Origin of the sequence: Pseudomonas sp. SWRI92 (assembly GCF_014268685.1) — a bacterium.
GTDB classification, from domain to species: domain Bacteria; phylum Pseudomonadota; class Gammaproteobacteria; order Pseudomonadales; family Pseudomonadaceae; genus Aquipseudomonas; species Aquipseudomonas marvdashtae.
In genome coordinates this window covers 10,860-33,529 of record NZ_JABWQY010000018.1, presented here as the reverse complement: position 1 = coordinate 33,529, position 22,670 = coordinate 10,860, and the positions used below count along the sequence as shown (strand labels likewise).

Here is a 22,670-nt window from a genome sequence, read left to right as displayed (position 1 = left end):
GTTACTTCACTGCTTTGAGGCTGTGGGACAGGGCTGCCATCAGGCGTTTTTGTGCAGCCATTACCGGGACATGGGCGAGGATTGCGCCGTGGCGCAGACCGTTCGCAACAAGGCGGAACTGGTCTGCGTACCAGTGTTCGTTGAGGCTCAAGCGATACTGCTCACGCAGGTTGGCCAGCAACGCTTCGGCCTCGGCCGGTGGCAGTTGGGTGGTGACAATCACGGCGTTTGCCATCGTTAAACCTCGATTTCGGGCGCAGCTCACCCAAACCCACGGAACGTGGGGCCGGCGATTGGTTGGGTTGGTGTTAGGAGTTCGCGGAGCGCAAACGCACGTTGTCAGGGGCGTTCAAGATGCGTTCATAGATCAGGCTGACGGGCACGGACCAGCAATGGCCCTTGACGGGATCCTTGATCACCACAACGGTGTCGCTGCTGTAGTCCAGATCGAGGCGCTGGCGAAAGGCAATTTCGACCAGCTCGACGTGGGCAAGCGAGGTCAGTTTGATTGCAATCGGTTCCGCCACATCGAAACTGCTGACCAGGTGATTGACTGCACGGTTGAGAAGCGCCGATAGGTCGCCCAGGTGTTCGGCTTGATGACGCTCAAGGAATGCCAGCGCGGTGTTCTGCATGTATTCCTGATAATTCAGCGTATTGGTCTGAGCGTTCATTTGGCTTTCCCCGATTTGGCGCGGTAGAGGTCGATCGCTGCATAGACTTCGGCAGTCCGTGCCGCCATATGTAGTGTGTGAGCGTCCCGTATCAACTCGGCTTCGGTGTCAGTGATCACGCCGTCTTCAAGCGCCTGAGCAATCGCTTGATCGACAGTCCCTCGCTTAGCCGAGCTTTGCATCGCCCGTGCGTACATCTCTACGTTGTCCAGGTTCTCGGGATGAGCCACTGGTACGAACATGCCACCGTACATTGCCGCTACGTAGTTGGCGAAGTGCTGGGTGCCAGTGACTTGCTCCAGCTGGCAGATCTGCACATCGGTTAATGGACGGCAGTTGTTGTTCTCATAGGCATGGTTATCAAACTTCTTGAGCGGCAGACCGATCCTGGCGGCGGCGCATTCGCGTCCACCTTCAAAGGTGCAAATAATTGCGCTAACTACCTCGCGGCGTGTTTTTAGAACCCGACTTTTCATCTTCTGCTGTTCCCTCAGAGCCCCGGCCATTACCGTGCAATTTCGCCGTCTTTGATCCCCAGCAGAACGGCAGCTCGATGTGCTTCCCCACGACGGCACTGGCTTTGGCCACTCAGGACCGCATAGACGGTGCTGGGGTTGAGCTGATGTTTGGTGGCGAAGTCTTTGGCGGACTGGCCCCGTTTTTCTAATGCTTCCCGTGCTTGCTGACGGGCTTGCTCGGTGACGCTTGAGTTCGGCATAGTGCAGATCCGTGCAATATCATGTGGTGTGAGATGCACAATGATGCACTTAGGTGCACTTGTAAATAGTAAGGATGAAAAAAAGTGCATCTTTCTGAAGAGATCGGTTCTCGGCTGCAAGAAGAACGGAAGCGATGCGGCATGACACAGAACCAGGTCGCGGAAGCACTTGGGATAGCAAAACGAACACAGGCGAACTACGAGGCTGGATCTAGCGATGCCACTGCGTCGTACCTGAGTAAAGTTGCGGTTCAGTTCGAGTTCGATGTGCCCTACATCCTCACAGGACGGCGCAGCACGCTCGCCCTTGATTCGCTGAGTGAAGTTGAAGACAGCATTGTTCAGCAGTACCGCAGTATCCCGGCGGATGATCAAAGAGCGATTCGACGCTTCCTTAAGGCAATGGCAGACGATGCTGTCAAAGGAGCAAACTGACCACGCTGTGCCTGTCTTGCCTTCAGCTCGCCCCCATATTAGTGCGTCAGCAATGGATTTTATGGAGTGGTAAGCATGTTGGATCGCAAGAACGCCGATGTCGGTTACGTTGAAATAGCTGCATCTGCGCGATATGAGCTTTCGCACATTGAAAGACGCCTGATAGGTTTCTATCGCCAGTTGAGCCGTCGTGACCAGGAGCAATTGCGCAGGCTGACCGAAGCGCTGATGGGCAATCCGGATCAGTCCAACGACGATTGATTCCTGAGCCGCCGGCATTTGGTTGTCGGCGGTTTGCATCATGCGACTGCCTGCGATCCAAGCTTTTCGAATAGCTCACGCTGCTGGGCCCTGGGCATGTCTCGCAATCGATCCATCAGGAGCCTGTCGAACGTCTGTGCAGACGGGCTTAGCGTGTGGGAAAACGTGAGATTCGCGACCCAGCTGTGCCCACACTTTGCGTCCAGGCACTGGCAATACAGTTTCGCGAAATCGGCAGATAGCACCTCACGTGATGCAATTCGGCCTTTGTGTCCGCATTTACAAGTAACTCTCATGTTCCCTCCCCAGGGCGCAGCAAATTGCCACTATTTTCGCATGCGGTGCAGGATTTTTCTCTATCTTTGAAATATCAGTTAGCGCTTTCCGCTGCTGAGGTCGGCTCTCTCCAGTTGATTCGTCTGTCTCTCCGAAGGGCGTCATTCACCTGGTTGAACAACTGGCAAATCGGCCTGATCTCGTTGCTGGTGTACACGCGATCGATCTTCTCGATGTCGCCAAACCCCCCGTTGTTCTCGGGGATGATTCCGGCCAGGGCAGGGTTCATACGCCAGGCGGCGATCACATCGTTGCGGGTGATGTTCTTCACCTTCTCCAGCTCATCCTTGGCTTGGAAGTCCCCCACGGGGATGATCTGGATCGCGTTTTCCTTGCCGTTGGGGATGTTGACGAACATCGAACGGAAGTTACCCACGCCCTTGCTGGCGCTGATTTGGGCTCGCAGGTTGTCTTCGTCTTCCTCGGTCAGGTCCGGGTCGTTGGTGTAGAAGATGTAGCCCGCGTGCGCGCCGTTGCTGTAGTAGCGTCGGCGGAACAGGGTCGCGGCTTCGTTGAGCAGCAGCGCCTGCAGGCCGCCCAGGTAGTCAGGCACTCCGTAAATGTTCTGCTCTACGTCGTAGTCCAACACGTGTTCGATTTCGTCCTGGTCGAAGTCCATGAACTTGCTGTCGGGCAGCAGCATCCGAAACCCGCCGTCGACCTTTACCCGCATGTTGATCGCCGGGAGGTGCTGCATCTCAAGCACTTCGCCGAACGCATTGGTGTCGCGATAGAAATACGCCTCGCCAAACACCATGTAATCCAGGCTAGCCCTGCCCATGGTCTGCGTGCTGCAGCCCTCGGACGGGATGAATTCACGCAGTAGCAGGTTTCGCTTGAACTTCGGAATGGCGCCGTGGTGCGCGTTGGCGCGCAGCAGCTTGGCCAGGCCTGCCCGCGATACTGGCGGTTTGTAGATCTCGCCGTCGTCGCTGAGAAACACCCCCAGGTACTCGCCGATATTGCCCGACAGCACCTGTTCGGGTTCTCCGAAGGTAAACGCCCGCATGGGCTGCGGCTGTCGCGCTTGTTGGCTGATTTGGGACTTTTTGTGTCGTGGCTTGGGCATTGGTTCCGCTCGTGACGTAGCGGCTACGGCGCCGCTTGTTGGTGTTGAGGGGTTCATTGAACAGGGCATGCATGATTGACCAGGCAATATCGGCATGACCGGTGGCGTCGGTGCGTGAAGCGCTGTAGGTGACCTGTCCGCTGTTGGTGGTGCCGCGCTTGATGGTCAGGAACGCCTGGGCGATGTCTGTCCAGCCGGCGTCCCACTCGATGCGGCTACCCTGGATCGTGTCCTGGGCCTTGAGTACCAACAGGTTCTTGGTCTCAAGGCTGTAATGGATCGGCGTGGCTTTAGGGTAGAAGTCGCGCACCAGGTCGAACACGCCATAGCCCACGCCGGTGATGTCGATGCCGATGTGTTGGACGTTGAAACGCTCTGTGAGCTTTTTGACCTGGGCCGCCTGGTAGTTGAACGAATGTCCTCGCCAGCTGTGCTTTTCCAGGATGCGGAATTTCGCCCCGGGTTCCAGCGGCGGGGCCACCACCACGCACGTGGCGTCGTCGCGGGTGCGGCTCGGATCGTAGCCAAGCCACACCGGACTGCTGCCGAAAGGTCGGTCTAGCTCCGGGTTGTAGTCTTCCCACAACGATAGGTCGGAATAGCAGCGCTCCAGATCCTTGAGCCCGAACGCGCTCTGGCTGCTGTCAATGAACTTGCAGTAAAACAGCTGCTGGAATTTATCTTCGTCGTACTCCAGCTGCAGCTGCTCGAGGTCGAACAGATCACAGCCGCCGTCGATCGCATCCTGGATAGTGATGGTCTTGCGCCATTGGCCGTCGGGGCACAGCGCACCCTGAGTGTAGGACGCCTCGGTGGGCCAGGTACCGCCGGCTTTCTTGCCGCGCTTGCTATTGCGGAATTCCTCGCCCGACCAAAACGGGTACGCCTGGTGTGACACCGCACTTGGGGTGGAAAAGTAGGTTTTGCGCCACTTCTTGTGGGTACCCATGGCGCTGGCCACGGTGCTGAGCTTTTCGAAGTCGCGGATCCAGAAGTATTCGTCGACGTAGACGTGCCCGTGGTAGCCCTGGGCGGTGCTGCTGTTGGTCGATAGGAAGCGCAGTTCGGCGCCGTTGCTGAGTGTGATCGGGTTGCCGGTCAGCTCGATGTCGAACCACTGCTTGGCAAACTGGATGATGTAGCTGCGGAAAATCTCCGACTGGGAGCGACTGGCCGACAGGAACACTTGGTTGTCGCCAGTCAGTACCGCATCCATGAACGCTTCGCCGGCGAAGTAGTAGGTCAGGCCTACCTGGCGGCTTTTGAGGATGTTGCGAATCCGGCTCGTCAGCGGGTTTTGCTTGGCGGCAAACAACTCTTGCTGATAGCGGTACATCTTGCTGATGAATTTATCCAGGAAGTCGACTTCGGTCAGACCGCTGATGTCGTTCTTGGCCTTCTTCTCCTTTTTCTTGTCGCCGCCCTCGCCACGGCTGGAGCGTTCCCCACGCGAGCGCTTGCGCGGTTCTTGGGGCTCGTCCAGGGCGTCGCCGTTCGATGCCGCCACCGGTGCGGGCTTGGCCGCTTGTTTCAGCAGGCGTTCGCGAACGGCGGTCAGTCGATCCAGTTCGTTGAGATCGTCTTTGGACAGGCTGCCTACCTTGTCCAGGAGCAGGGTGATCCGCCGGCCGACGGCCGTCAGCGGTTCTTCTTCCGACAACATGTCTTCCCACCCGCCCTGGCGGATCCAGTAGTAGACGATCCGGATGTTGGGCAGGTTGAGCTGCGCCTGAATTTCCTTGGCCTTATAGCGGCGCAGAAATAGGCGTTTCGCGGCTTCTTTAACTTCGGTCGAGTAGTACATGGGCCGCAGTCTATGCGGCGAAAACGCTGGAAACGCGGGGTTAAATTCCGTGATACGCCTATATCTCAAATATAGGAGAAACGCGCATTTGAACCGTTTGTTTGAGGGCTGACTGATCCCTATCTTGGCGGCTCATTCAGTGATTGAGCGCAGTCAAATCCATGCCCCGTTCCCTTGTATCGTTCTGGAAACGTGTCGCCACCAGCGGAGCCACCGTTGATGGGCGCGTGATCCTTCCCCAGGAACTGCGCGATATCGCTGAAACCTACAAGCCTTCGTTCTACACGGCGGTGATCTGGTGCGACCACGAACGCTGGCCAGGCTCCCACGGCACCGTTTACGCGGTGCGCCTGGTGGAAGAAGCCGAAGACCTGGAGCCGGGCGAAGTGGCGTTGGAAGCGCAATTGAAGCCCAACGACCGCCTGCTGTACTTGAATGATCAGGGCCAAAAGCTATTCAGCAGCATCGAAATTACCCCGGACTTCCGTGGCAAGGGCAAAGCCTATCTCACTGGTTTGGGTGTTACCGACCAGCCCGCCAGCGTGGGCACTCAGGAACTCTACTTCTCCCACAAGAACAACCGCGCCTCCTACTACGCCGCTTCGGTCGAACTCGGCCGCCTGCAGGACGACAGCCCCAACACCGCCGAAACCGGACTGATTGATGCCCTGACCGGCTTCTTCAAGCGTTTCGCCACCGGTGCGCTGCCCGCCGAAACCACTCAACCCCAAACAGAGAGCAACCCCCCAATGGATGAAGCTACAGCAACGGCTTTGACAGCCCTGGTGGCGCAGCTGCTGGTTGTCGCTGCCGGCCTTCAAGCCGTCATTGAGCCTGCCGCCGCAGATGCACCTGAGCCCGATCAGGACCTGATTGATGACGTCAGCACGGCCGTGGATGACATCGTGGCCACCGCCGAGCAAGAGCGCGAATTCCGCCGCCAGAGCAAGGGCAACCAGTCAGTACTTGCCAAGCTGGATGCGCTACAGAAGCAGTTCAGCGTCCTGCAAAACAACTCCACCGGTCGCCAGTTGCCGCGCAACCCCGGCCCGGTAACCACCGTCAAAAAGCGGGTGCTCTAACATGGCCTACTCCCTGAGCGCCTTTGGCGCCCAAATGTTCGCAGAGCTGCAGGTCGCCATCGCAGAAAGCTATGGCGTCGACCTGGCTACCAAGATGTTTAGCGTTGATCCGACCATTGCCCAGGAGCTGAACGACGCCATCACGGCCAAGTCCGACTTCTTGGGGCGTATCAACGTCATTCCGGTGACCGAGATCAAGGGGCAGAAGGTCTTCATCGGCGTTTCGGGTCCGGTCACGGGCCGCACCAACACCAAAACCACCGATCGCGAAGCCAAGGATGCGTCGTCGCTGGATCAGTCCACCTACGAGTTGTCTTCCACCGAATCCGATGTGGGCTTGCCGTACGCCAAAATCGACGCCTGGGCCAAGTTCCCGGACTTCCATCAGCGCTATTCCGCTGCTGTGCAAAAGCAGATCGCGCTGGACCGCATTATGGTTGGCTTCCACGGCACCCATGCTGCTGTGCAGACCGATATTGCCCAATATCCGATGCTGCAGGACGTCAACAAAGGCTGGCTGCAACAGGCCCGCGAGCAAATTCCGGCCCAGGTTCTCAAGGAAGGCAATGTCGCCGGCAAGGTCACCCTCGGCGCGGGTGGCGACTATGCCAACCTCGATGCCCTGGTGCATGACACCAAGCAACTGGTGGACGAGCGTCTGCGTGATGCCGGCGACCTGATTGCGATTATCGGTACCGACCTGTTGGCCGCTGACAAGGCCAAGCTGTATTCGAAGCAGGGCGACACCCCGACCGAAAAAGAGCGTATCGAAGAAGCCCAGGTAATCGCTACCTATGGCGGCTTGCCTAGCTTTAGCGTGCCGTTCTTCCCGGTCAACGGTGTGGTCGTCACCAGCTGGGACAACCTGTCGATCTACTTCCAGGACTCCAGCTGGCGTAAGCAGACCATCGACAATCCGAAGCGCTCCCGCGTCGAGGACTACAACAGCCGCAATGAAGGTTATGTGATCGAGCAGCTGGAAAAGTTCGCCATGACCGAAAACGTGGAGCTGGTCGCGTGAGTCTGGCCCTAGCGCATAAGCGCCGCACCATCGCGCTGGGGGGCGCCGCCGTTGTGGCGGCTGCCGCCTCCGCAGCCCTGCCTTATTCGCCAGCGGAGGCACTGAGCAGCCCCGCCAATGCGCGCAAGCACCTGCTGCTGCAGGAAGCCGCGCTGGACCAGGACCTGGCACGCATCAGCGCGATCAATGGCCTGGCCGGACGCCAGGCACTTAAGCGTGAAGAGCTGCTGCCTAAGTACCAGGAATACGTCCAGCGCTACTGCGAATCTGGGCTCAATTTCCCGAATCGCGTTGCGGTGCAGGTATTGATCTGGCTGTTCGATACCGCGCAGTTCGATGACGCGTTGGAGCTGGCCGACTTCCTGATAGAGCAGGGCCAGCAGATGCCGGAGCGATTCAAGCGCCGCGACATCCAGACCTTTGTCGCAGACGCCGTGTGTGAGTGGGCCTACGCCGAATACAAAGCCAACCGCAGCCCGGAGCCTTACCTCTCCGATCTGCTGCCCCTGGTTGACGGTGAATGGCAACTGACGGAACAGATCCCGAGCAAGTACCACAAGTTGATCGGTATTCGCGCCATTGAAGCCGGGAATTTTGAGGTGGCACTCAAGCACCTGGAGCGCTCAACGGAGCTGTACGCCCAGGCCGGCAACGACACCCGTATCGAAAAGGTCCGCAAGGCCCTGGCAAAACAAGCGGCCGCCACCCCGGCCAACGAATAACCGACTACCCCCCCCAGCGGGGCCCTGTGGAAGTGAGCCGCCCAGCTATGGACCGTCCCACTGAAAACAGGCTCCCCGCCCTATTTGAGCGGTCAGCATGAGCTTTTCAGGTAAACCCACCACCCTGGTGGAACTGGCGATCGAGAACGACGGCTTTTGGCCGAACCTCGATGTGGGCGAGTTTCAGAAGGGCTATCGCCTACCGGCGGAATACCTGGTGGAACTGCTGACCGATGAGTTGACCACGGCGATGACCGAAGTCAACAGCGACCTGGCCAAGTTAAAAGCGCGATGGCAGGGCCTTGGAGTGTCAAGCGTTGAGTCTGCAGACACCACGGTTCTACCTAAGCGCACCTTTCAAGCAGCGACATACAAGCGCGCCGTTTACTGCAGAGCCAAAGCCAGCCTGCTGCCCCAGTTCGTGACCATAGTCCGCCGCGAGAGCGCGGAAAACCTGGGCAAGGAATTGCCCGATCGCCCGGAAACCTTCCTGGCGTTCAGCCAACAGGCCGTTCGTTCGCTGCAGGGCCGTGGCCGCATCACGGCGGCGCTGCTATGAACAAGCTCCGTGCCCTCACCACCTATTTGATCGGCCTCAACTTGGTGCTGCCGGAACAGATCGACAGTTGGGCTGAGCAGGTCAATCTGGATCTGATCTGGAAACCGGGCACGCGGGGCCTGCACATGGGCGATATGCGTTACCGCGCCGTGTTCGTGATCGAGCGATTCGCCGGTAACCCCGCGTTGCTGATGGCGCTCCTGGGCGGCTGGCTTGAATCCAACGACCCCGATCGGGACGACGACCTGCCGGCGCCGACCTTTGCCGTCGACCAGGCCACCCCGGACGAAGCCGACCTGGAACTGACCCTTGAGTTCGTCGAGGCCCAGCACCTGGCTGAGGATCCCAACGGTCTGATCGATGCGTTTGGCAAAACGTGGGGCCTGGTCGACTTCGATCTGTGGACCGCTGAACACGGCGAGGTCCGCGGCGGTGGCGCGTAGCACTTTCGAACTGGACGTACGGGGCCACCTGGGCGTTCGCGAGCAACTGGCCCTGTTGAGCCTGCCCCCGCAGCTGCGCCGACGTTTGCTGAACAACGTTACCAAGCGCGTGCGCACCATGAGCCGTAAGCGGATCCGCGAACAGCGCAACTTGGACGGTTCGGCCTTCGAAGCGCGGAAGGGCGACGCCAAGGGCAAAAAGAAGATGGAAGCCGGCCTTGGCAAGTTGCTCCAAGTCACAAGCGTGAGCCCCGATTCAGCAACGCTGGGATGGCGAAACGGCTTGACCGCTTGGGTCGCTGCGCAACAACACCATGGCGTGAGTGAGCGTCGTACCGCCGCCCAGATGCGCCGGTGGAACAGGGTTCCTGAAGGCCTGGCCGCGACGGACAAACAAGCAAAGCGCTTGCGCCGCCTGGGTTTCAAGGTTCGCCAGGCTGGCAAAAAGAGCCTGACACGGCCGTCCGTAGCGTGGATTCAAGAACACGTGAACTACGCCAAGGCCGGGCTGCTAATTCGCATCCTGTCTGACGAAAAAGCCGAAGGCACCGGCGCGCAAAGTTGGGAAATAACCCTGCCCAAGCGCCAGTTCCTGGGCGTCAGCACTGACCGGGATACCAGCCTGCTGGTTAACCAGGTGCTGGCACAAATTCTCAACTCTCCCAAATAACGAGGCACTGCATGGCACTTGGCAAAGTCAGCGTCAACAATCTCAACCTCGGCCAGGGTGCCGTGACCGAGATCGAGCGCTATTTCCTGTTCATCGGCCCCGGCGCTAAAAGCGTAGGCAGCCTGATCGCTCTAAACACCGATAGCGACCTGGACGTAATGCTAGGCCTGCCCGACAGCGATCTGAAAACCCAGGTCACTGCAGCACGCCTTAACGGTGGCGACCGCTGGGCGTGCCTGGCGGCTCCGATCGCAGTAGACGGCAACTGGTCCGATGCACTCGAAATGGCCCAGCAACAAGGCTTTTCCGTTGAGGCGGTGGTGATCACTAAGCCGGTAGCCGCTGCAGCGGAACTGTCAGCGATGCACGACGCTGCAATTGCCGTCAGCAACACCTACGGGCGCCGCCTGTTCGTGATGACCAGCACCGCAGGCATCGTTGCCCAGCAGTCCTGGTCGGACTACCTGACCGAACAGAAGGCGATCACCAAGGATCTGGCTGCGCCGCGTGTCCTGGTCGTGCCCCAGTTGCACGGTAATGACCTGGGCGTTCTGGCTGGGCGACTGGCTAATGCTGCAGTCAGTATTGCCGACAGCCCCATGCGCGTGGCCAGCGGTGCCGTGTTGGGCCTGGGCCCTGTGCCCAAAGACATGAACGGCGTGCCGTTGCCTTCGGCCATCCGCTCGGAACTCGACAAGGCGCGCTTCTCCGTCTCGCAGACCTATCCGGACTACCCGGGCGTGTTCTGGGGCGACGGCAACATGCTCGACGCGCCGGCGAGCGACTTCCAGGTGGTTGAGTACTTGCGTTTGGCGGACAAAGCCGCCCGCCAGGTGCGCCCGCTGCTGATCCTTCGCGTTGCCGATCGGCGCTTGAACAATACGGCCAATAGCATGGCGGCCGCCATCAGCGCCTTTATGAAGCCGCTGCGCGTGATGGCCAAGTCCACGACCTTCGCTGGCCAGGTGTTCCCGGGCGAGATCGAATCCCCGAAAGACGGCGATATCCAGCTGGTGTGGCACACCAAAACCAAGGTCGAGGTGTACATCAAGATCAAGCCCCTCAATTGCCCGAAAGACCTGACGGCGAACATCGCCCTGGACCTTTCTAACGACGATTCGGAGTAATCCCGTATGTCCCGTATTGGCGGTAAAAACTTCGACATCAACCTGGGCGACCTGCAGATTCATGTCGAAAGCTGCACCCTGGATATCACCGACAACACCGCCGTGGCGCAGACCCGGGGCGTGCCCAACGGGCATGTCGACGGCGACGTGGCGGCCAGCGGCGAATTCGAATTCGACACCAGCAACTTCAACCTGCTGATCGAGGCCGCACGTTCTGCCGGCAGCTTCCGACAGTTGGAACCCTTCGACTCGGTGTTCTTCGCCAAGGCCGGCGAGGAAGAGCTGCGCATCGAGGCCTTCGGCTGCAAATTGAAGGTGTCCAGCCTGCTCAGTGTCGACCCCAAAGGTGGCGAGAAGTCCAAGCACAAGGTGCCTTTCGAGGTCACCAGTCCGGACTTTATCCGCGTCAACGGCGTGCCGTACCTGGCCGCTGCAGAGATCGAGGGCTTGCGCTGATGGTTTGCCCGTTCGATCGCGCCCAAGCCCTGGAGCAACGTCAGCGTGACGCTGCAATCGCGGCCGCACTTGCTGCAGCACGGCCGAGCGGGCCAAGCCTGACCCATTGCAAAGATTGCGATAAGCCAATCCCGGAAAAGCGCCAGGCCCTGGGCGGAATTACCCGCTGCGTGCCGTGCCAATCCCTTACTGAGCAAGGACAGCGCCGATGACCGCACGCGCCAAGCCCAAAGGCACTCTGGAAAGCCGCTTCGCTGTGCTTGAACACCGCGTCGGCGACCTGGAAGAACGTCACGAAACCGTGCCGACTCGCGTCACCAGGCTGGAAGGCGAGTTCGAACACATGGCTGTGCAGCTATCGGATTTGAACGATGGCCAGCGCGAACTTACTGCCACCGTGTCCGATATTGGTACCAAGGTCACCCGCATGTTGGCGGTGCTGACAGTGCTGGGTGTGGTCGCGCAGATGGTCGGGCCGGCGCTATTGCGGATCCTGTTCCCATGAGCCTGCGTAACAAGATCGCCACGGGCGCCATCGTGCTGGTCAGCGCGCCTTTGCTCGCGTTCCTGGGCAAGTGGGAAGGCAACGGCCAGAACGTCGTCTACCCCGACCAGTTGGCCCGAGGCCTGCCTACGGTGTGCAAAGGCATCACTCGTTACACCAGCCCGTATCCGCTGGTGGTCGGTGACTACTGGTCGCCGGAGCGCTGCGCCGAGGTGGAGCAGCTGGTGGTCGAGAAAGGCCAACTGACGCTGGCTGACTGCCTGACCAACCCGGCGATCGAGCAGAAGACCTTCGACGCCCTGAGTAGCCATGGCCACAACTTCGGCGTACCCAGCACATGCGCCAGTCGGGCCGTGGGCCTGATCAATGCCGGCAAGATCGCCGAAGGCTGCAAGGCGCTCGCTTGGGGCCCCGATGGCAAGAGTCCGGTGTGGGCTTCGGTCACCGACGCCCAGGGCCGCAAGCGCTTTGTGCCGGGGTTACACGCTCGCCGGCGTGCCGAAGCGGCGATGTGCGCGGAGGGCTTGTGATGCTGCGCGAGATACTGTTTCCCCTGGTGCTGTGCCTGGTGGCGTTTGTTGGCTTCAACATTCTGGAGGGGCAGCGCGACACCGCCCGCCAGGAACGTGACGACGCATTGTTCGAAGTGTCGGGGCTTCGCGAAGCCGCCCGCATCAGCGGCGAAATGCTGGCCTACCGTGACGCGATCGATCTTAAACGAACCCTGGAGCTTGCCGATGAACGCGCTTCAAACCTTGAGCTTCGCCAGTCTGTTGACGATCGCCGTCAGCGGCTGCGCGTCAACGCCACCTGCAGCGCCGCCGGTGCCGAAAAAGCCAGCGCCGGCGGCGTGGCTGATGCAGCCGCCGCCGAACTCGCAACTGACGCTCGACCGGATTATTTCACCCTCAGAGATCAGCTTGCCCTCAGTAAACAAATGATCCTGGGCCTGCAGGACTACGTGCACCAGGTGTGCCTGCGCTGACCCGAAAAACCCTTCAAACCAACCACCATAATGGATACGAACATGAGCCAGATCCAAGCCCGCGACATCACCCTGGAAGTCGGCGACAAGGAATTCACCTTCACCCTGACGCCCCAGGACGTGACCAAGTACTTCAACGCCATGACCGCCAACAACAAGGTGGCGCCTTCCTTCAACCTGCTGAGCAGCACCGTGTTGCCCGCCGAAAAGGCCGGCTTGCGCGAGGTGTTGGCCAACCCAGTGATGACCATGCAAATCGCCGGCGCGCTGCTCGAGGAGTACGCCCCCGACGTCGAGATCATCGTAAAAAAGCCCTTGAGCACGCTGACCGCCTGACCAAGGACGGTCTCGGCCAGCTGCTGGCCCTGACCAACCGATGGCTGCCTGGCGCCGAGCCCAGTATTGAAAACATGGGCACGGCCAAGTGGCTGGAAGACGAACACTGGAAGCGCATGGAGTTCGCCGTGGCCAACGGCATCGCCCACGCCTTGAATGGATAGCACCGCATGGCTGACCGTAGCGCCCGCCTCGATTTCATCCTGGCCCTGACCGACAAGGTCACCGCACCCCTGGGCAAGGTGAAAATGGGCTTTTCCGAGCTGACTGAGCAAAGCGAAAAGAACATCAAGACCATGGCCATGGGCTTGGCGGGCGTTACCGGCGCTTTTGTCGGCATCAACGAGTCACTGCAGCCCGCTCTGGAGATGAACCGCGCCTTGGGCGAGGTCAAGTCGCTGGGCGTGGCCGAGGACGCGCTGACCGCGCTGAATCAGAAGGCCCTGGAGTTCTCGGTGAACTATGGCGAGAACGCCCGGGATTTTGTGGCGTCGGCCTACAGCATTGAGGGGGCTATCAAGGGGCTGACCGGCAGCCAGCTGGCGACCTTCACCAACACCAGCAACCTGTTGGCCAAGGCCACCAAGTCCGACGCCGAAACCATGGGCGCCTACGTGGGCACCATGTACAACCTGTTCAAGGGCCAAGCCGACGCCATGGGCAAGGGCGAATGGGTTGAAAAACTCGGTGGGCAGACCGCCCTGGCCGTGCAGCTGTTCCGCACCGACGGCGCCCAGCTCAAGGATGCTTTCAAAGAAGTAGGCTCAATCGCCACCGCGGCTGGCGTCGATATCGCCGAACAGTTTGCGGTGATCGGCTCGCTCAGCAGCACCATGGAAGGCGGCGACGCCGGCGGGCGCTATAAGGCGTTTTTCGAAAACCTGGGTGCTGCGTCCGAAAAAATGGGCGTGAAGTTCACTGACTCCAACGGCAAAGCGCTTCCCATGCTGCAGATCATGGACAAGCTGCAGGGCAAGCTGGGCGATCTGACCAGCGCGTCGGCCAGCGCCAAGCTGATGGAAGCGTTTGGCGGGGAGGGCGCGCAGGTGATCGGCGCCCTGGCTAAGGACACCGATCGCTTGCGCAACGGCATGGAAAAGCTGGGCAAGGTGCGGGGCCTAGAGGATGCGCAGAACATGGCCATGGCCATGGTCGATCCGTGGCAACAGTTCGGGGCGGCCGTTGAAGCGCTGCGCATTGCCTTCGGCCAGGCGCTGATCCCGATCCTCACGCCGCTGATGGCCAAACTGTCGGGCATCGCCGGCAGCATGACCCGCTGGACGCAGATGTTTCCCAACATCACCCGGGTGATCGGCATCGTCACGCTGACGATCCTGGCGCTGATTGCGGCCATGTCCCTGCTGACCTTCGCCATCGGCGCCGGCCGTATGGCTTGGTTGGCCATGGTGACCGTTTGGAAGGTGGTGCAATTGCTCAACCTGCGGGCCATTGCTGGATTTCTGCTGCAGGTGGCTGTCATCGCCTTGTACGTGGCCGGTCTGACGGTGCTGTACACCACGATGGCGTTAATTCGAGCCGGGATGATGCTCTGGCAGGGCGCGATCTGGCTGGTCAACGCGGCGCTGCTGGCCAACCCGGTGGCCTGGGTTGTCATCGGTGTTCTGGCGTTGGTCGCTGCGGTGATCGCGGCCGTTGTGTACTGGGACGAGTGGACGGCCGCGTTGATGAACAGCGAGGCGTTCAAGTGGGTCAGCGACCAACTGACCGCGCTGTCGGAGTGGTTCGCCTCGATGGGCGGCTGGTCCGGGATGGCCAAGGCTGCGTGGGACGGGATCGTCGCGATCTTTCATTCCGCGATCAATAACCTGATCGAGATGCTGAACAAGATCCCCGGCGTCGACATTGAAGCCCGCTTTGGCGCCATGCCCGAGGTGCCCGGTACAGACATTGGCGTCAACACCATAGACAGCGCTGCAGCGGCGCAGCGCGCCCAGCAGACCATCAATGCAGCCATTCCAAGCCTATCGCCGGCGCGGCCCAACGCCGTGCCGCCGGGTGGCTTGCTGACCAGCATCCAGAACAACAACAGCAGCCAGAACAAAGGCACTCACGTGGAAACCCTGAACATCAACACCGCCAAGCCCATGACCCCGCTGGAGTTGGAAAACATGATGAGCATGGCGGTGCCGGGATGAGCGAATACATCGACCTGCTGATCCATGACAACGACCTGGTACTGGATCTATCCCGTCAGCCGCTGCTCATCGATGACCGGGCGAGCATTGCCCAGGATCTCGCTCACATGATCCGCGACAGCGGTCTGCTGGTGACTCTGGTTGCTGAGCGCGATCGGCTCAAGCAGCGCGACTGTATCCAGCAACTGGAGCTGTTGGTGGAAGCGGACGAGCGCCTGGTACCCGGTACCGCGCTGATCACTCAACTGGAGCCAGGGCAGTACCTGGTGACGGCCACCACCCTGAAATTCGGCACGATCGAGGTAACGTTGTGAGCGACGTAGATTTCAAGCAGGCGCTGGCTGACGCTGGCATTCCGACCACCGAGGCAGGCCTGCGTCAAGCCTGGGAAGTTGAGGTTGCCGAGCAGGGCAGCAAACTGAGCAACACCAGCGCGTATTCGCCGTTCTGGCGGGTGATCACCGCGCTGGTAACCAAACCAGTGCTATGGATCCTGGAGTTCTTCGTGGCCACTGTGCTGCCGAACTTCTTTGTCAAAACCGCTGTGGATGCTTGGTTGGACATGCTGGCCTGGGCGGTGAACGTCGAGCGCAAGGGCGCGACTAAAGCCCGGGGCGTGTTGCTGTTCACCCGTACGGCCGCCGGCGGCGCGATGGAGGTTCCCGCCGGAACGGTGGTGCAGTCCGCCGCGATCAATGGTCACGTTTACCAGCTGGTGACCACGGCCCCGGGTTTGTTCACCGACGGCCTTATGCAGTTGGAAATCCCCGTGGAGGCGGTCGACACGGGGTCAGGGTTCAACCTGGCCCCGGGTTATTACGCCATTCTGCCGGTACCAGTGCCGGGCATTGCCCAGGTGGTTAATAACGACGGCTGGTTGACTACTCCCGGCGCCGATCCGGAGGGCAATGACGAGTTGCGCCTGCGCACACGCAACCAGTTCTCGGCGGTCAACCAGTGGCACACCGACGCGGTGTATCGGGCCATGATTTCCGCGTTCCCGGGTGTTCGGCCCGATGGTGTTTACTTCGAGCACGGGGCCCCACGTGGACCCGGCAGCGCCAATGCCTTTGTGCTGTTTGAGGCAGACGTGCCGGCGGCGACTTACCTGGAGCAAATCAACGCCCATATCCGTGACCAGGGCAACCATGGCCACGGCGATGATCTTCTGGTGATGGTGATGCCAGAAACCCAGCATGCGCTGAGTGTCGAGATCTGGCCCCGTTCTACCCTGACCACCGAGCAGCGGCAGGCCCTGGAGGACGGTGCCGAACAGTTCATCCGAGCGGCGTTCCGCGAGAGTACCGCGAGCGACTACCAGCCGACCCTGACCTTTCCTCAGTCGCGGTTTTCCTTCAGCCGCCTGGGCGAGGAGTTGCACCAGCAGTTCGCCGGCATTGAGTCGCTGCACTTCGCTAATGCCGACATTGTGTCTGAGTTGAACATTCCTCGGATCGAGAGTCTGCAGGTGGTGCTGCATGATTAAGCTCGATTTGAAGTTCTGGCTGGCCGGTACCGAACTGACCAAGCTCAAGGACGCTGCCCAGGGCTGGTGGGAAAAGGTCGAGGGTTGGCTGCGCTGGCCCTTGCTGCAGATGGATGCCGACACCTGCCACCTGACCGTACTCGATCTGCTGGCCTGGCAGCGCGACATCACCCGCTTCAAGGATGAACCTGAAGCCCTTTATCGGCTGCGCGTGAAACACGCTTTCATCAACGCGGTGGACGCCGGCAGCACAGCCGGGATGAAACGCATCCTGGTGCGCCTGGGTGTGGGCTATGTCGAGATCGACGAGCGCCAGCCCGACCGTGATTGGGACGTGGTGCTGCTGCGCTTTACCGACTCCCAGCTGTCACAAAACCCCGAGCTGCTGCGCGTGCTGATCCAGCAATACGGCCGCACCTGCCGCCGCTACGACTTCTCAACCATGACCCCGATCCAGCTATCCGCCGGCATCGTTCACTTCCACGACGACCAGCAAACGCTGGTTGCCAGCCTGTAGGAGCCCTCATGGGAGCCAGCATTACCCTTGCAGGTGAAAACCTGATCGCCCAAAAGCAAGCCGCTCACACGGGTTTGAAAGTGGCTCGCTTCATTTTTGCCAATGTTCTAGGACTCGATGCCAGTGACCCAGTGGATCGAGCCGCCGGCAAGCCAGCTGCGGCACAGATCGTCTACAGCTACACGATTCCAGACGAAAACGCCGGCTATGTGAATCCCAACCAGATCGTGTACAGCGCGCAGATCGGGTCTGATATCGGTGACTGGGATTTCAACTGGATCGGCCTGGAAACGGCAGAAAACGTGCTGTTTGCCGTGGCCTATGTGCCCGTTCAACAGAAGCGCCGGAACATCCCGCCGCTGCAGATCGGCAATAACCTGACCCGCAACTTCCTGGTGGTGTTCGATGGCGCCCAGGCGCTGACCGGAATCACGATCGATGCCAACACCTGGCAGCATGATTTCACCGTGCGCCTGGCCGGCATTGACGAGCGCGAGCGCCAGAGCAATCGCGATGTGTTCGGCCGGGCCTGTTTCTTCGGCAGTTCCCTGCAGGTGGAAAAGGTCGGCAGCGTCTACCAGGTAAAACCCGGCACCGGGTACGTGGAGGGCATTCGCCTGCAGCGGTCGACCGCTTTGGTGATCGTACCGCCAGCGTTTCCGACCACCGCGTGGTTGGACGTGTCGCTGCAGCGCGAACTGAGCGATGTGGTGGCCAGTTGGCAAGTGGTGTTTGGGGCTGATAAAGCGGACTACACCGATAGCGCAGGTGCAAAGCACTATTGCGTGGCCATTGCCGATTTTCCAACGTCCGCAACCATCACCGATCGGCGCTCAGTCGAAGCGATCAGCGGTCCGCTGGTGACGCACTTTGCGGCTCGAGTGGGTGATTACCCTGACCTGCGTGCCCGTGCAACGACCAAGGATGACGTGAAACTGGGGAACCTGCCCAATGCGATCAGTGATGATTCGGAGACCAACAGCAGCGCGATTCTGGCAACCACCAAGGCGGTGAAAACAGCGGCGGCGCTGATCTGGACGGCGATCGCCAACATCGTTTCGGGCGCTACTGTTGTCGGCAAAGCCGCTAGGTGGGCAACTGCCCGTAAGATCACGCTGGGCGGTGCAATGACCGGCAACGTGACTTTCGACGGTTCCACAGATGTGACGATAGCTGTCGCGGCAACTCAAGCCACCGAGGCTGTGGCTGGTGGGGCACGGGTCGCAACCCAAACTCAGACTGACCAGGGCATAGACGATACGGCCTATATCACCTCGAAAAAACTTCGTTGGGGAATGGTCAAGGGGCTGAAGTACATCATTTTTCCAAGCTGGATGCTGAGCCTGAAAATAGTTTGGGGGCGCTTGGAGTCGGTGGGCCTCAATCAGACGTTCTACCCGGTGACGTTCCCAATAGCGTTTACCAGTGAGGTCTTTTACGTCGACGCAGTGATTAGCCGCAGCGCCGTCATTACAGGCGCCGTCGCTACTGTGATTAAGCCCGGTCACACCCTCACCGGATTTGAAGTCGCCGGCGATCACGACACCAATACTTCAATTGGCGACATCCCCTGGTTTGCCTTCGGAATCTGACATGAACATTTTTACGACTTGGATTGACGCTGACCAAAGATTCTCGTTCAGCCTGGAGCGGGGCGAAAAGAGTATTAGCACGGCCCGCCATACAGAATTGCTGCAGGCTGAAAGCCGAGGGAATGCTTTGCGGCCTGATCCTGTAACTGGGCTTCCAATCATTGTGGAACGCGTTGCACTCGCCTTGGAAGAAGTCGCCACCGCAATTTATGACCAGAAAGTCCAAGAGATAAACGCGGCTTGTGAGGCGCGTATTAGTGACGGGTTTTGGTCGTCGGCTTTGGGGGGCGCGTTTTTCTACGACAGCCGGTTAGAAGACCAACTGAACCTGACTGGCATCATCCAGGCCGGTACTGACAGCGCCTATCCCTGCCGCGACGAAAAGGGCGTGAAGGTATTCCGGGATCACACTGCTGCGCAGTTGCAGCAAGTCGGTGAGGATTTCATTCAGATCAAGCTGCAACTGTTGCGGAAGGCGAATGACCTCAAACAGACGCTGGACGCGGCCCTGGCAGCCCTCGATGTTGCTGCGATTGAGGCGGTGATCTGGGAGTCTGGATCGCTATGACCTGGGCACCCGTAACCATGCGCTGGCCCGAGCAGTCGACCCAATGGATGGACGGACTGGTGGCGGCGCAAGAATTGGCCGGTAGCGAGTTGGCCAGCACAGGCTTGCGTCTGGCCGGCCTTGACGGCATGACCAGCACCAACCCCGGGCCGGTGGGTGACGCGGCAAAGGGCGCGATCGAGGCCGGACGTGCTGCGCTGGCCGGACAGATGGGTGAGGCACCGGCGTGCCTGGCTGTTACTCCCTTTCAAAGCGGGATCGGCCAGGGCCAGGGCCACCAGCGTTTTCTGTCGGCACCGAACCTGCTGCAGCAGATGGCCAGAAAACTGGTCGATAACACTGACGCCGGGCGCCCGGTCGGGCCGCAATACGCGTTGTCGCTGATGTTTCTCGGCACGCGCTACGACCAGTTTGCCGAAACCCTCGCACGCTTCAACGCCTTGCTGCCGATTCCGGACCTGGTGCGCACCGAACGCCGTGCCCGCAACCTGTCGCGCCTCGACGCTGAAAAGTGGGAGATGCCCAGCGCAGGGCCTTTGCCGCGTTGGTCTGCGCTGCCCCTGGAGCGTTGCACGGTGGTCAAAGCGGCCAAGCAATCCATGGCCGGCCAGATTGCCGTCCTGGAGAGCTACGCGGCCGACAGCTCGCCCATGGGCGACTTGGCGGCCCTGGCCGGCCGCAAAGCTGCCCAGCAACGGGATCACGATAAGCAGCTGGATGATCTGAAAGTCCTGCTGGCCAACGGCAACGCAGATAACAGCATGCGTGCGCGGATCATCGGCCCTGGCGACAGCACCGAGCTGCGCCGTCTTTTACTCGAGGGTGAAGCACCAGGTCATGAGTGGGTGCTGTCCGCCGGCGTGCTGCTGGTCGGATCGCCCCAGGGCTTGAGCTTCGTCCGGGAGTTGGTTGGCCTATGACACTACTACTCGACGGCGAACAGGTTCTGGGCAAGAAGATGAAGATCACCGCCAACCTGCGGATTGAAAGCGATGACATGTCCGGGCAGACCAGCAACACCCAGACTGCGCACAAGGGCTTCAAGCCCAAAACTTTAGCGGTGTCGTTGATGATCCCCTTTGTGGACAAGGTGCAACTACGCACCATCATGCGCCTGGCAGAGGCCACCGCCGGCGGCGGTCAGCTGAAAATGTACCGAATCGTCAATGATACCGCCGCTGCATTCGGCATCCGGGAGGTGCAGTTTTCGGACGGTGTCAGCGCCCGGGAGGACGATACTCTGGCCGCCTGGCTGGTCCAGTTCACCCTGTCGGAAAAGGCCTCAAATCCCGAGAAGGTCGAGCAGCGGCGTGCGGCGAATGGAGTCAGCTCGCAGTCAGCGCCCGGCCAAGCGGTTGGGAGTTCGGCGGCCGCCGGCGAATCCGGCAGCGGCCAGGAATTGGGCGGTTTCGAAAGGACCCTCAAGAAGCTGGACGACTACCTGGCGCCGACACCATGAAGCTGCATAAGGTTTTGACGATCGCCGGCCAGATCTACCCTCTGATCAAGGACGAAGTGCGCCTGGATATCAAAAGCCCCGGCCGGGCGACGTTCACGGTACAGGCCAGCGAGGCGCTGAAAGGGCTGGTGACACTGGATCTCGGCTACAACGAGCGCACGCTGCAGCGCCACTTTATAGGCTATGTCGAGCGCTCGACCGCTGCCAACAGCACCCAGCAGCTAATTAGCTGCCGTGAACTGGCTTCGATCCTGGCCAACCCCTTGCCGCTGAATCTGCGGCATGTCGACCTTCCGGCTGTGCTGGCTGAGATCAGCGAAAAGACCGGGCTGGGGTTCCGGATCCCGGACAAAGCCTACGCAAAGGTCAAGGCCCCGTTCTTCTACAGCCTGGCAGCGGGTTACTTGGCCATGGACAGTTTGGCCAGTGTGTTCAGCATTCCCGACTTTATCTGGCAGCAACAGGGCGACGGCGAAGTGTTTGTGGGCAGTTGGGCCGATAGTTTTTTTGGTGCCCGCTCCGCGCTGCAGCTGCCCGTCGAACTGTTCGACGGCTACCAAGGTAATCAGAGCGCCATGATCGCGCCCCTTCCAGGGCTTCGACCAGGTGCAACCATCAACCAGGGCGAACGGATCACGAGTGTGACCCTTGCCGGCAATCAAATGGCGATCAAATGGACGACGCAATCCGGCGCAGCGTAGCGCGCCAATTCCCTGAATTGAGCGGAGGCTACCACCTGCCTCGCTTTGGCCGCGTGGTCGCGGTACCGGATGCCCCGGCGGCACCTGGGCTGTGCGACGACTTCCGGCCACGCTTCGGCGTCGATGTCGAGGTTTTGCGGGAGGACGGCGAACCGGATCCAGACCTGCCTATCCTGACTGGCCTGCCACTGCCTGCCCCGATGGGCGGGCAAGAGGCGGGCATGTTTGGTTTTCCGGAGGAGGGCACCACCGTGGTGATCAGCTTCGCCTACGGGAAGCCGCACAAGCCCTTTATCACCCAGATCCTGCCTCACGGACTGAGCCTGCCCCGGGTGCCGAAGGGTGACCAGGTCTGGCAACACAGCGAAGCCTGCCAGCAACGCGTCGACGCCGACGGCAACTGGCTGCGCCAGACGGATGGCAAGATCCGGGACCAGGCGATCGAACGCGAAGTCGAAGCTCTGGACAACACCGAAAACTTCCAGAGCCACACCAGGACGGTGGACGATCATTCGACCGAGTCAGTAGGCGGCATCAAAAAGATCGAGGCACTGGGCGCGTTGAAGCTGCTGTCGGGTGGATCCGCAAGCCTGGCGGCGGTGGATGATCTGCACCAGGCTACTGGCAGAGATCTAAACTTAGTGGTGGGGCAGAAGCACAACGCCACGGTCGGTGGTGACATGCAGGAAAGGATTCAGGGCTTGCACAAAAGAGTTGCCGGTGTGAGTCAGCAGTTGCAGGCGCCGAAGAATTGGATTGGCTCCGGCGGTGTGAACCTGTTTCAGGTGGTATGCGACACGCTAGATCTGCTGCAGCAGATGAACATGCAATTGGCGGCTCACATTCATTCACCAGGGCCAGCTCCGAGCCCGACTGATGCGGCGGAATTTACCGCGAAAGCGGGAAAAGCTTTGGCACTTGCTACGAAGTTAAAACCGATCACTTTGTAGCTGCGGGTCAGTGCAAATATGCCCGCACATAGCGGGCA

General features: G+C 60.2%; 32 protein-coding genes. 25 read left to right on the top strand and 7 right to left on the bottom strand.

Annotation, left to right across the window (positions count from 1 at the left end; genetic code table 11):
- Position 1 precedes the first annotated feature (1 nt).
- The 4 genes from HU762_RS22435 to HU762_RS22420 all read right to left on the bottom strand — a co-directional run bounded on the left by HU762_RS22435 (position 2) and on the right by HU762_RS22420 (position 1,392).
- On the bottom strand, positions 2-235 hold the full coding sequence (locus HU762_RS22435) for a hypothetical protein (RefSeq protein ID WP_186640729.1): 234 nt from the start codon (positions 233-235) through the stop codon (positions 2-4).
- A gap of 73 nt (positions 236-308) precedes the next feature.
- On the bottom strand, positions 309-674 hold the full coding sequence (locus HU762_RS22430) for a hypothetical protein (RefSeq protein WP_186640727.1): 366 nt from the start codon (positions 672-674) through the stop codon (positions 309-311).
- Positions 671-1,150: a YmfL family putative regulatory protein gene (locus HU762_RS22425; protein ID WP_272976360.1), complete on the bottom strand. Its 480-nt coding sequence runs from the start codon at positions 1,148-1,150 to the stop codon at positions 671-673. The genes HU762_RS22430 and HU762_RS22425 overlap by 4 nt, the downstream gene beginning before the upstream one ends.
- A 29-nt stretch (positions 1,151-1,179) precedes the next feature.
- Entirely contained in the window at positions 1,180-1,392 is a 213-nt protein-coding gene (locus HU762_RS22420; RefSeq protein WP_186640723.1) for a DNA-binding protein, read from the bottom strand.
- Between the two features lie 141 nt (positions 1,393-1,533).
- Between HU762_RS22420 and HU762_RS22415 the strand changes: the two genes are divergently transcribed.
- Together HU762_RS22415 and HU762_RS22410 are read left to right on the top strand one after the other, a co-directional pair.
- Positions 1,534-1,827: a helix-turn-helix transcriptional regulator gene (locus tag HU762_RS22415; RefSeq protein ID WP_189684717.1), complete on the top strand. Its 294-nt coding sequence runs from the start codon at positions 1,534-1,536 to the stop codon at positions 1,825-1,827.
- 75 nt (positions 1,828-1,902) lie between these two features.
- The gene (locus HU762_RS22410) at positions 1,903-2,088 is read left to right on the top strand and encodes a hypothetical protein (protein ID WP_186640720.1); all 186 of its coding nucleotides are present in this window, start codon (positions 1,903-1,905) and stop codon (positions 2,086-2,088) included.
- 38 nt (positions 2,089-2,126) lie between these two features.
- Here HU762_RS22410 and HU762_RS22405 read toward each other — a convergent pair whose 3' ends face one another.
- The 3 genes from HU762_RS22405 to HU762_RS26800 all read right to left on the bottom strand — a co-directional run bounded on the left by HU762_RS22405 (position 2,127) and on the right by HU762_RS26800 (position 5,297).
- Complete coding sequence (locus HU762_RS22405) at positions 2,127-2,384, bottom strand: ogr/Delta-like zinc finger family protein (protein ID WP_186640718.1); 258 nt, start codon at positions 2,382-2,384, stop codon at positions 2,127-2,129.
- Between the two features lie 74 nt (positions 2,385-2,458).
- On the bottom strand, positions 2,459-3,301 hold the full coding sequence (locus tag HU762_RS22400) for a phage portal protein (RefSeq protein ID WP_238340427.1): 843 nt from the start codon (positions 3,299-3,301) through the stop codon (positions 2,459-2,461).
- Positions 3,240-5,297, bottom strand: coding sequence for a terminase family protein (locus tag HU762_RS26800; RefSeq protein WP_238340425.1), 2,058 nt, complete (start codon positions 5,295-5,297; stop codon positions 3,240-3,242). The genes HU762_RS22400 and HU762_RS26800 overlap by 62 nt, the downstream gene beginning before the upstream one ends.
- A gap of 161 nt (positions 5,298-5,458) precedes the next feature.
- On the opposite strand from HU762_RS26800, the gene HU762_RS22395 reads away from it, so the two are divergent.
- From HU762_RS22395 to HU762_RS22285, 23 genes are all read left to right on the top strand, one after another.
- Complete coding sequence (locus tag HU762_RS22395) at positions 5,459-6,379, top strand: GPO family capsid scaffolding protein (RefSeq protein WP_186640714.1); 921 nt, start codon at positions 5,459-5,461, stop codon at positions 6,377-6,379.
- Position 6,380: 1 nt separating this feature from the next.
- Complete coding sequence (locus tag HU762_RS22390; protein ID WP_186640712.1) at positions 6,381-7,400, top strand: phage major capsid protein, P2 family; 1,020 nt, start codon at positions 6,381-6,383, stop codon at positions 7,398-7,400.
- Complete coding sequence (gene gpM, locus HU762_RS22385; protein WP_186640710.1) at positions 7,397-8,122, top strand: phage terminase small subunit; 726 nt, start codon at positions 7,397-7,399, stop codon at positions 8,120-8,122. Before HU762_RS22390 ends, gpM begins: the two co-directional genes overlap by 4 nt.
- A gap of 97 nt (positions 8,123-8,219) precedes the next feature.
- Positions 8,220-8,681: a head completion/stabilization protein gene (locus HU762_RS22380; protein WP_186640709.1), complete on the top strand. Its 462-nt coding sequence runs from the start codon at positions 8,220-8,222 to the stop codon at positions 8,679-8,681.
- Positions 8,678-9,124, top strand: a complete 447-nt coding sequence (locus HU762_RS22375; protein WP_186640707.1) for a phage tail protein — start codon at positions 8,678-8,680, stop codon at positions 9,122-9,124. The genes HU762_RS22380 and HU762_RS22375 overlap by 4 nt, the downstream gene beginning before the upstream one ends.
- The gene (locus tag HU762_RS22370; RefSeq protein ID WP_186640705.1) at positions 9,114-9,794 is read left to right on the top strand and encodes a phage virion morphogenesis protein; all 681 of its coding nucleotides are present in this window, start codon (positions 9,114-9,116) and stop codon (positions 9,792-9,794) included. Before HU762_RS22375 ends, HU762_RS22370 begins: the two co-directional genes overlap by 11 nt.
- 11 nt (positions 9,795-9,805) lie before the next feature.
- Positions 9,806-10,921, top strand: a complete 1,116-nt coding sequence (locus HU762_RS22365; protein ID WP_186640703.1) for a DUF2586 domain-containing protein — start codon at positions 9,806-9,808, stop codon at positions 10,919-10,921.
- 6 nt (positions 10,922-10,927) lie between these two features.
- Complete coding sequence (locus tag HU762_RS22360; RefSeq protein WP_186640701.1) at positions 10,928-11,377, top strand: DUF2597 family protein; 450 nt, start codon at positions 10,928-10,930, stop codon at positions 11,375-11,377.
- Positions 11,377-11,589, top strand: a complete 213-nt coding sequence (locus HU762_RS22355; protein WP_078834475.1) for a TraR/DksA C4-type zinc finger protein — start codon at positions 11,377-11,379, stop codon at positions 11,587-11,589. Before HU762_RS22360 ends, HU762_RS22355 begins: the two co-directional genes overlap by 1 nt.
- Positions 11,586-11,882, top strand: coding sequence for a hypothetical protein (locus HU762_RS22350; protein ID WP_112192989.1), 297 nt, complete (start codon positions 11,586-11,588; stop codon positions 11,880-11,882). The genes HU762_RS22355 and HU762_RS22350 overlap by 4 nt, the downstream gene beginning before the upstream one ends.
- Positions 11,879-12,412, top strand: a complete 534-nt coding sequence (locus HU762_RS22345) for a lysozyme (protein WP_186640699.1) — start codon at positions 11,879-11,881, stop codon at positions 12,410-12,412. The genes HU762_RS22350 and HU762_RS22345 overlap by 4 nt, the downstream gene beginning before the upstream one ends.
- A complete protein-coding gene (locus HU762_RS22340; protein ID WP_186640698.1) occupies positions 12,412-12,867 on the top strand; it encodes a lysis system i-spanin subunit Rz in 456 nt (151 codons plus the stop codon). Before HU762_RS22345 ends, HU762_RS22340 begins: the two co-directional genes overlap by 1 nt.
- Before the next feature lie 42 nt (positions 12,868-12,909).
- Positions 12,910-13,203, top strand: a complete 294-nt coding sequence (locus HU762_RS22335) for a putative phage tail assembly chaperone (RefSeq protein ID WP_186640697.1) — start codon at positions 12,910-12,912, stop codon at positions 13,201-13,203.
- 170 nt (positions 13,204-13,373) lie between these two features.
- Positions 13,374-15,359: a phage tail tape measure protein gene (locus tag HU762_RS22330; protein WP_186640696.1), complete on the top strand. Its 1,986-nt coding sequence runs from the start codon at positions 13,374-13,376 to the stop codon at positions 15,357-15,359.
- Entirely contained in the window at positions 15,356-15,673 is a 318-nt protein-coding gene (locus HU762_RS22325; RefSeq protein ID WP_186640695.1) for a DUF2590 family protein, read from the top strand. The genes HU762_RS22330 and HU762_RS22325 overlap by 4 nt, the downstream gene beginning before the upstream one ends.
- Positions 15,670-16,845, top strand: coding sequence for a baseplate J/gp47 family protein (locus tag HU762_RS22320; protein WP_186640694.1), 1,176 nt, complete (start codon positions 15,670-15,672; stop codon positions 16,843-16,845). Before HU762_RS22325 ends, HU762_RS22320 begins: the two co-directional genes overlap by 4 nt.
- Complete coding sequence (locus HU762_RS22315) at positions 16,838-17,362, top strand: phage tail protein (RefSeq protein ID WP_186640693.1); 525 nt, start codon at positions 16,838-16,840, stop codon at positions 17,360-17,362. The genes HU762_RS22320 and HU762_RS22315 overlap by 8 nt, the downstream gene beginning before the upstream one ends.
- A gap of 8 nt (positions 17,363-17,370) precedes the next feature.
- Positions 17,371-18,954, top strand: coding sequence for a phage tail protein (locus HU762_RS26795; RefSeq protein ID WP_238340424.1), 1,584 nt, complete (start codon positions 17,371-17,373; stop codon positions 18,952-18,954).
- Position 18,955: 1 nt separating this feature from the next.
- On the top strand, positions 18,956-19,522 hold the full coding sequence (locus HU762_RS22305; protein WP_186640691.1) for a hypothetical protein: 567 nt from the start codon (positions 18,956-18,958) through the stop codon (positions 19,520-19,522).
- On the top strand, positions 19,519-20,442 hold the full coding sequence (locus tag HU762_RS22300) for a hypothetical protein (protein WP_186640689.1): 924 nt from the start codon (positions 19,519-19,521) through the stop codon (positions 20,440-20,442). Before HU762_RS22305 ends, HU762_RS22300 begins: the two co-directional genes overlap by 4 nt.
- On the top strand, positions 20,439-20,981 hold the full coding sequence (locus HU762_RS22295) for a DNA-binding protein (protein ID WP_186640687.1): 543 nt from the start codon (positions 20,439-20,441) through the stop codon (positions 20,979-20,981). Before HU762_RS22300 ends, HU762_RS22295 begins: the two co-directional genes overlap by 4 nt.
- A complete protein-coding gene (locus HU762_RS22290; protein WP_186640685.1) occupies positions 20,978-21,682 on the top strand; it encodes a hypothetical protein in 705 nt (234 codons plus the stop codon). The genes HU762_RS22295 and HU762_RS22290 overlap by 4 nt, the downstream gene beginning before the upstream one ends.
- Positions 21,655-22,632: a hypothetical protein gene (locus HU762_RS22285; RefSeq protein WP_186640684.1), complete on the top strand. Its 978-nt coding sequence runs from the start codon at positions 21,655-21,657 to the stop codon at positions 22,630-22,632. The genes HU762_RS22290 and HU762_RS22285 overlap by 28 nt, the downstream gene beginning before the upstream one ends.
- Positions 22,633-22,670 lie beyond the last annotated feature (38 nt).

What these genes read in the sequence shown, in the direction of transcription:
- HU762_RS22390 (WP_186640712.1), top strand. Translation starts at nt 6,381, where the DNA reads ATGGCCTACTCCCTGAGCGCCTTTGGCGCCCAAATGTTCGCAGAGCTG.
- HU762_RS22305 (WP_186640691.1), top strand. Translation starts at nt 18,956, where the DNA reads ATGAACATTTTTACGACTTGGATTGACGCTGACCAAAGATTCTCGTTC.
- HU762_RS26800 (WP_238340425.1), bottom strand. Translation starts at nt 5,297, where the DNA reads ATGTACTACTCGACCGAAGTTAAAGAAGCCGCGAAACGCCTATTTCTG.
- HU762_RS22345 (WP_186640699.1), top strand. Translation starts at nt 11,879, where the DNA reads ATGAGCCTGCGTAACAAGATCGCCACGGGCGCCATCGTGCTGGTCAGC.
- HU762_RS22350 (WP_112192989.1), top strand. Translation starts at nt 11,586, where the DNA reads ATGACCGCACGCGCCAAGCCCAAAGGCACTCTGGAAAGCCGCTTCGCT.
- HU762_RS22325 (WP_186640695.1), top strand. Translation starts at nt 15,356, where the DNA reads ATGAGCGAATACATCGACCTGCTGATCCATGACAACGACCTGGTACTG.
- HU762_RS22375 (WP_186640707.1), top strand. Translation starts at nt 8,678, where the DNA reads ATGAACAAGCTCCGTGCCCTCACCACCTATTTGATCGGCCTCAACTTG.
- HU762_RS22330 (WP_186640696.1), top strand. Translation starts at nt 13,374, where the DNA reads ATGGCTGACCGTAGCGCCCGCCTCGATTTCATCCTGGCCCTGACCGAC.
- HU762_RS22430 (WP_186640727.1), bottom strand. Translation starts at nt 674, where the DNA reads ATGAACGCTCAGACCAATACGCTGAATTATCAGGAATACATGCAGAAC.
- HU762_RS22435 (WP_186640729.1), bottom strand. Translation starts at nt 235, where the DNA reads ATGGCAAACGCCGTGATTGTCACCACCCAACTGCCACCGGCCGAGGCC.
- HU762_RS22405 (WP_186640718.1), bottom strand. Translation starts at nt 2,384, where the DNA reads ATGAGAGTTACTTGTAAATGCGGACACAAAGGCCGAATTGCATCACGT.
- HU762_RS22395 (WP_186640714.1), top strand. Translation starts at nt 5,459, where the DNA reads ATGCCCCGTTCCCTTGTATCGTTCTGGAAACGTGTCGCCACCAGCGGA.
- HU762_RS22340 (WP_186640698.1), top strand. Translation starts at nt 12,412, where the DNA reads ATGCTGCGCGAGATACTGTTTCCCCTGGTGCTGTGCCTGGTGGCGTTT.
- HU762_RS22425 (WP_272976360.1), bottom strand. Translation starts at nt 1,150, where the DNA reads ATGAAAAGTCGGGTTCTAAAAACACGCCGCGAGGTAGTTAGCGCAATT.
- HU762_RS22285 (WP_186640684.1), top strand. Translation starts at nt 21,655, where the DNA reads ATGGACGACGCAATCCGGCGCAGCGTAGCGCGCCAATTCCCTGAATTG.
- HU762_RS22415 (WP_189684717.1), top strand. Translation starts at nt 1,534, where the DNA reads ATGACACAGAACCAGGTCGCGGAAGCACTTGGGATAGCAAAACGAACA.
- HU762_RS26795 (WP_238340424.1), top strand. Translation starts at nt 17,371, where the DNA reads ATGGGAGCCAGCATTACCCTTGCAGGTGAAAACCTGATCGCCCAAAAG.
- HU762_RS22300 (WP_186640689.1), top strand. Translation starts at nt 19,519, where the DNA reads ATGACCTGGGCACCCGTAACCATGCGCTGGCCCGAGCAGTCGACCCAA.
- HU762_RS22335 (WP_186640697.1), top strand. Translation starts at nt 12,910, where the DNA reads ATGAGCCAGATCCAAGCCCGCGACATCACCCTGGAAGTCGGCGACAAG.
- HU762_RS22420 (WP_186640723.1), bottom strand. Translation starts at nt 1,392, where the DNA reads ATGCCGAACTCAAGCGTCACCGAGCAAGCCCGTCAGCAAGCACGGGAA.
- HU762_RS22295 (WP_186640687.1), top strand. Translation starts at nt 20,439, where the DNA reads ATGACACTACTACTCGACGGCGAACAGGTTCTGGGCAAGAAGATGAAG.
- HU762_RS22315 (WP_186640693.1), top strand. Translation starts at nt 16,838, where the DNA reads ATGATTAAGCTCGATTTGAAGTTCTGGCTGGCCGGTACCGAACTGACC.
- HU762_RS22365 (WP_186640703.1), top strand. Translation starts at nt 9,806, where the DNA reads ATGGCACTTGGCAAAGTCAGCGTCAACAATCTCAACCTCGGCCAGGGT.
- HU762_RS22355 (WP_078834475.1), top strand. Translation starts at nt 11,377, where the DNA reads ATGGTTTGCCCGTTCGATCGCGCCCAAGCCCTGGAGCAACGTCAGCGT.
- HU762_RS22360 (WP_186640701.1), top strand. Translation starts at nt 10,928, where the DNA reads ATGTCCCGTATTGGCGGTAAAAACTTCGACATCAACCTGGGCGACCTG.
- HU762_RS22290 (WP_186640685.1), top strand. Translation starts at nt 20,978, where the DNA reads ATGAAGCTGCATAAGGTTTTGACGATCGCCGGCCAGATCTACCCTCTG.
- HU762_RS22380 (WP_186640709.1), top strand. Translation starts at nt 8,220, where the DNA reads ATGAGCTTTTCAGGTAAACCCACCACCCTGGTGGAACTGGCGATCGAG.
- HU762_RS22410 (WP_186640720.1), top strand. Translation starts at nt 1,903, where the DNA reads ATGTTGGATCGCAAGAACGCCGATGTCGGTTACGTTGAAATAGCTGCA.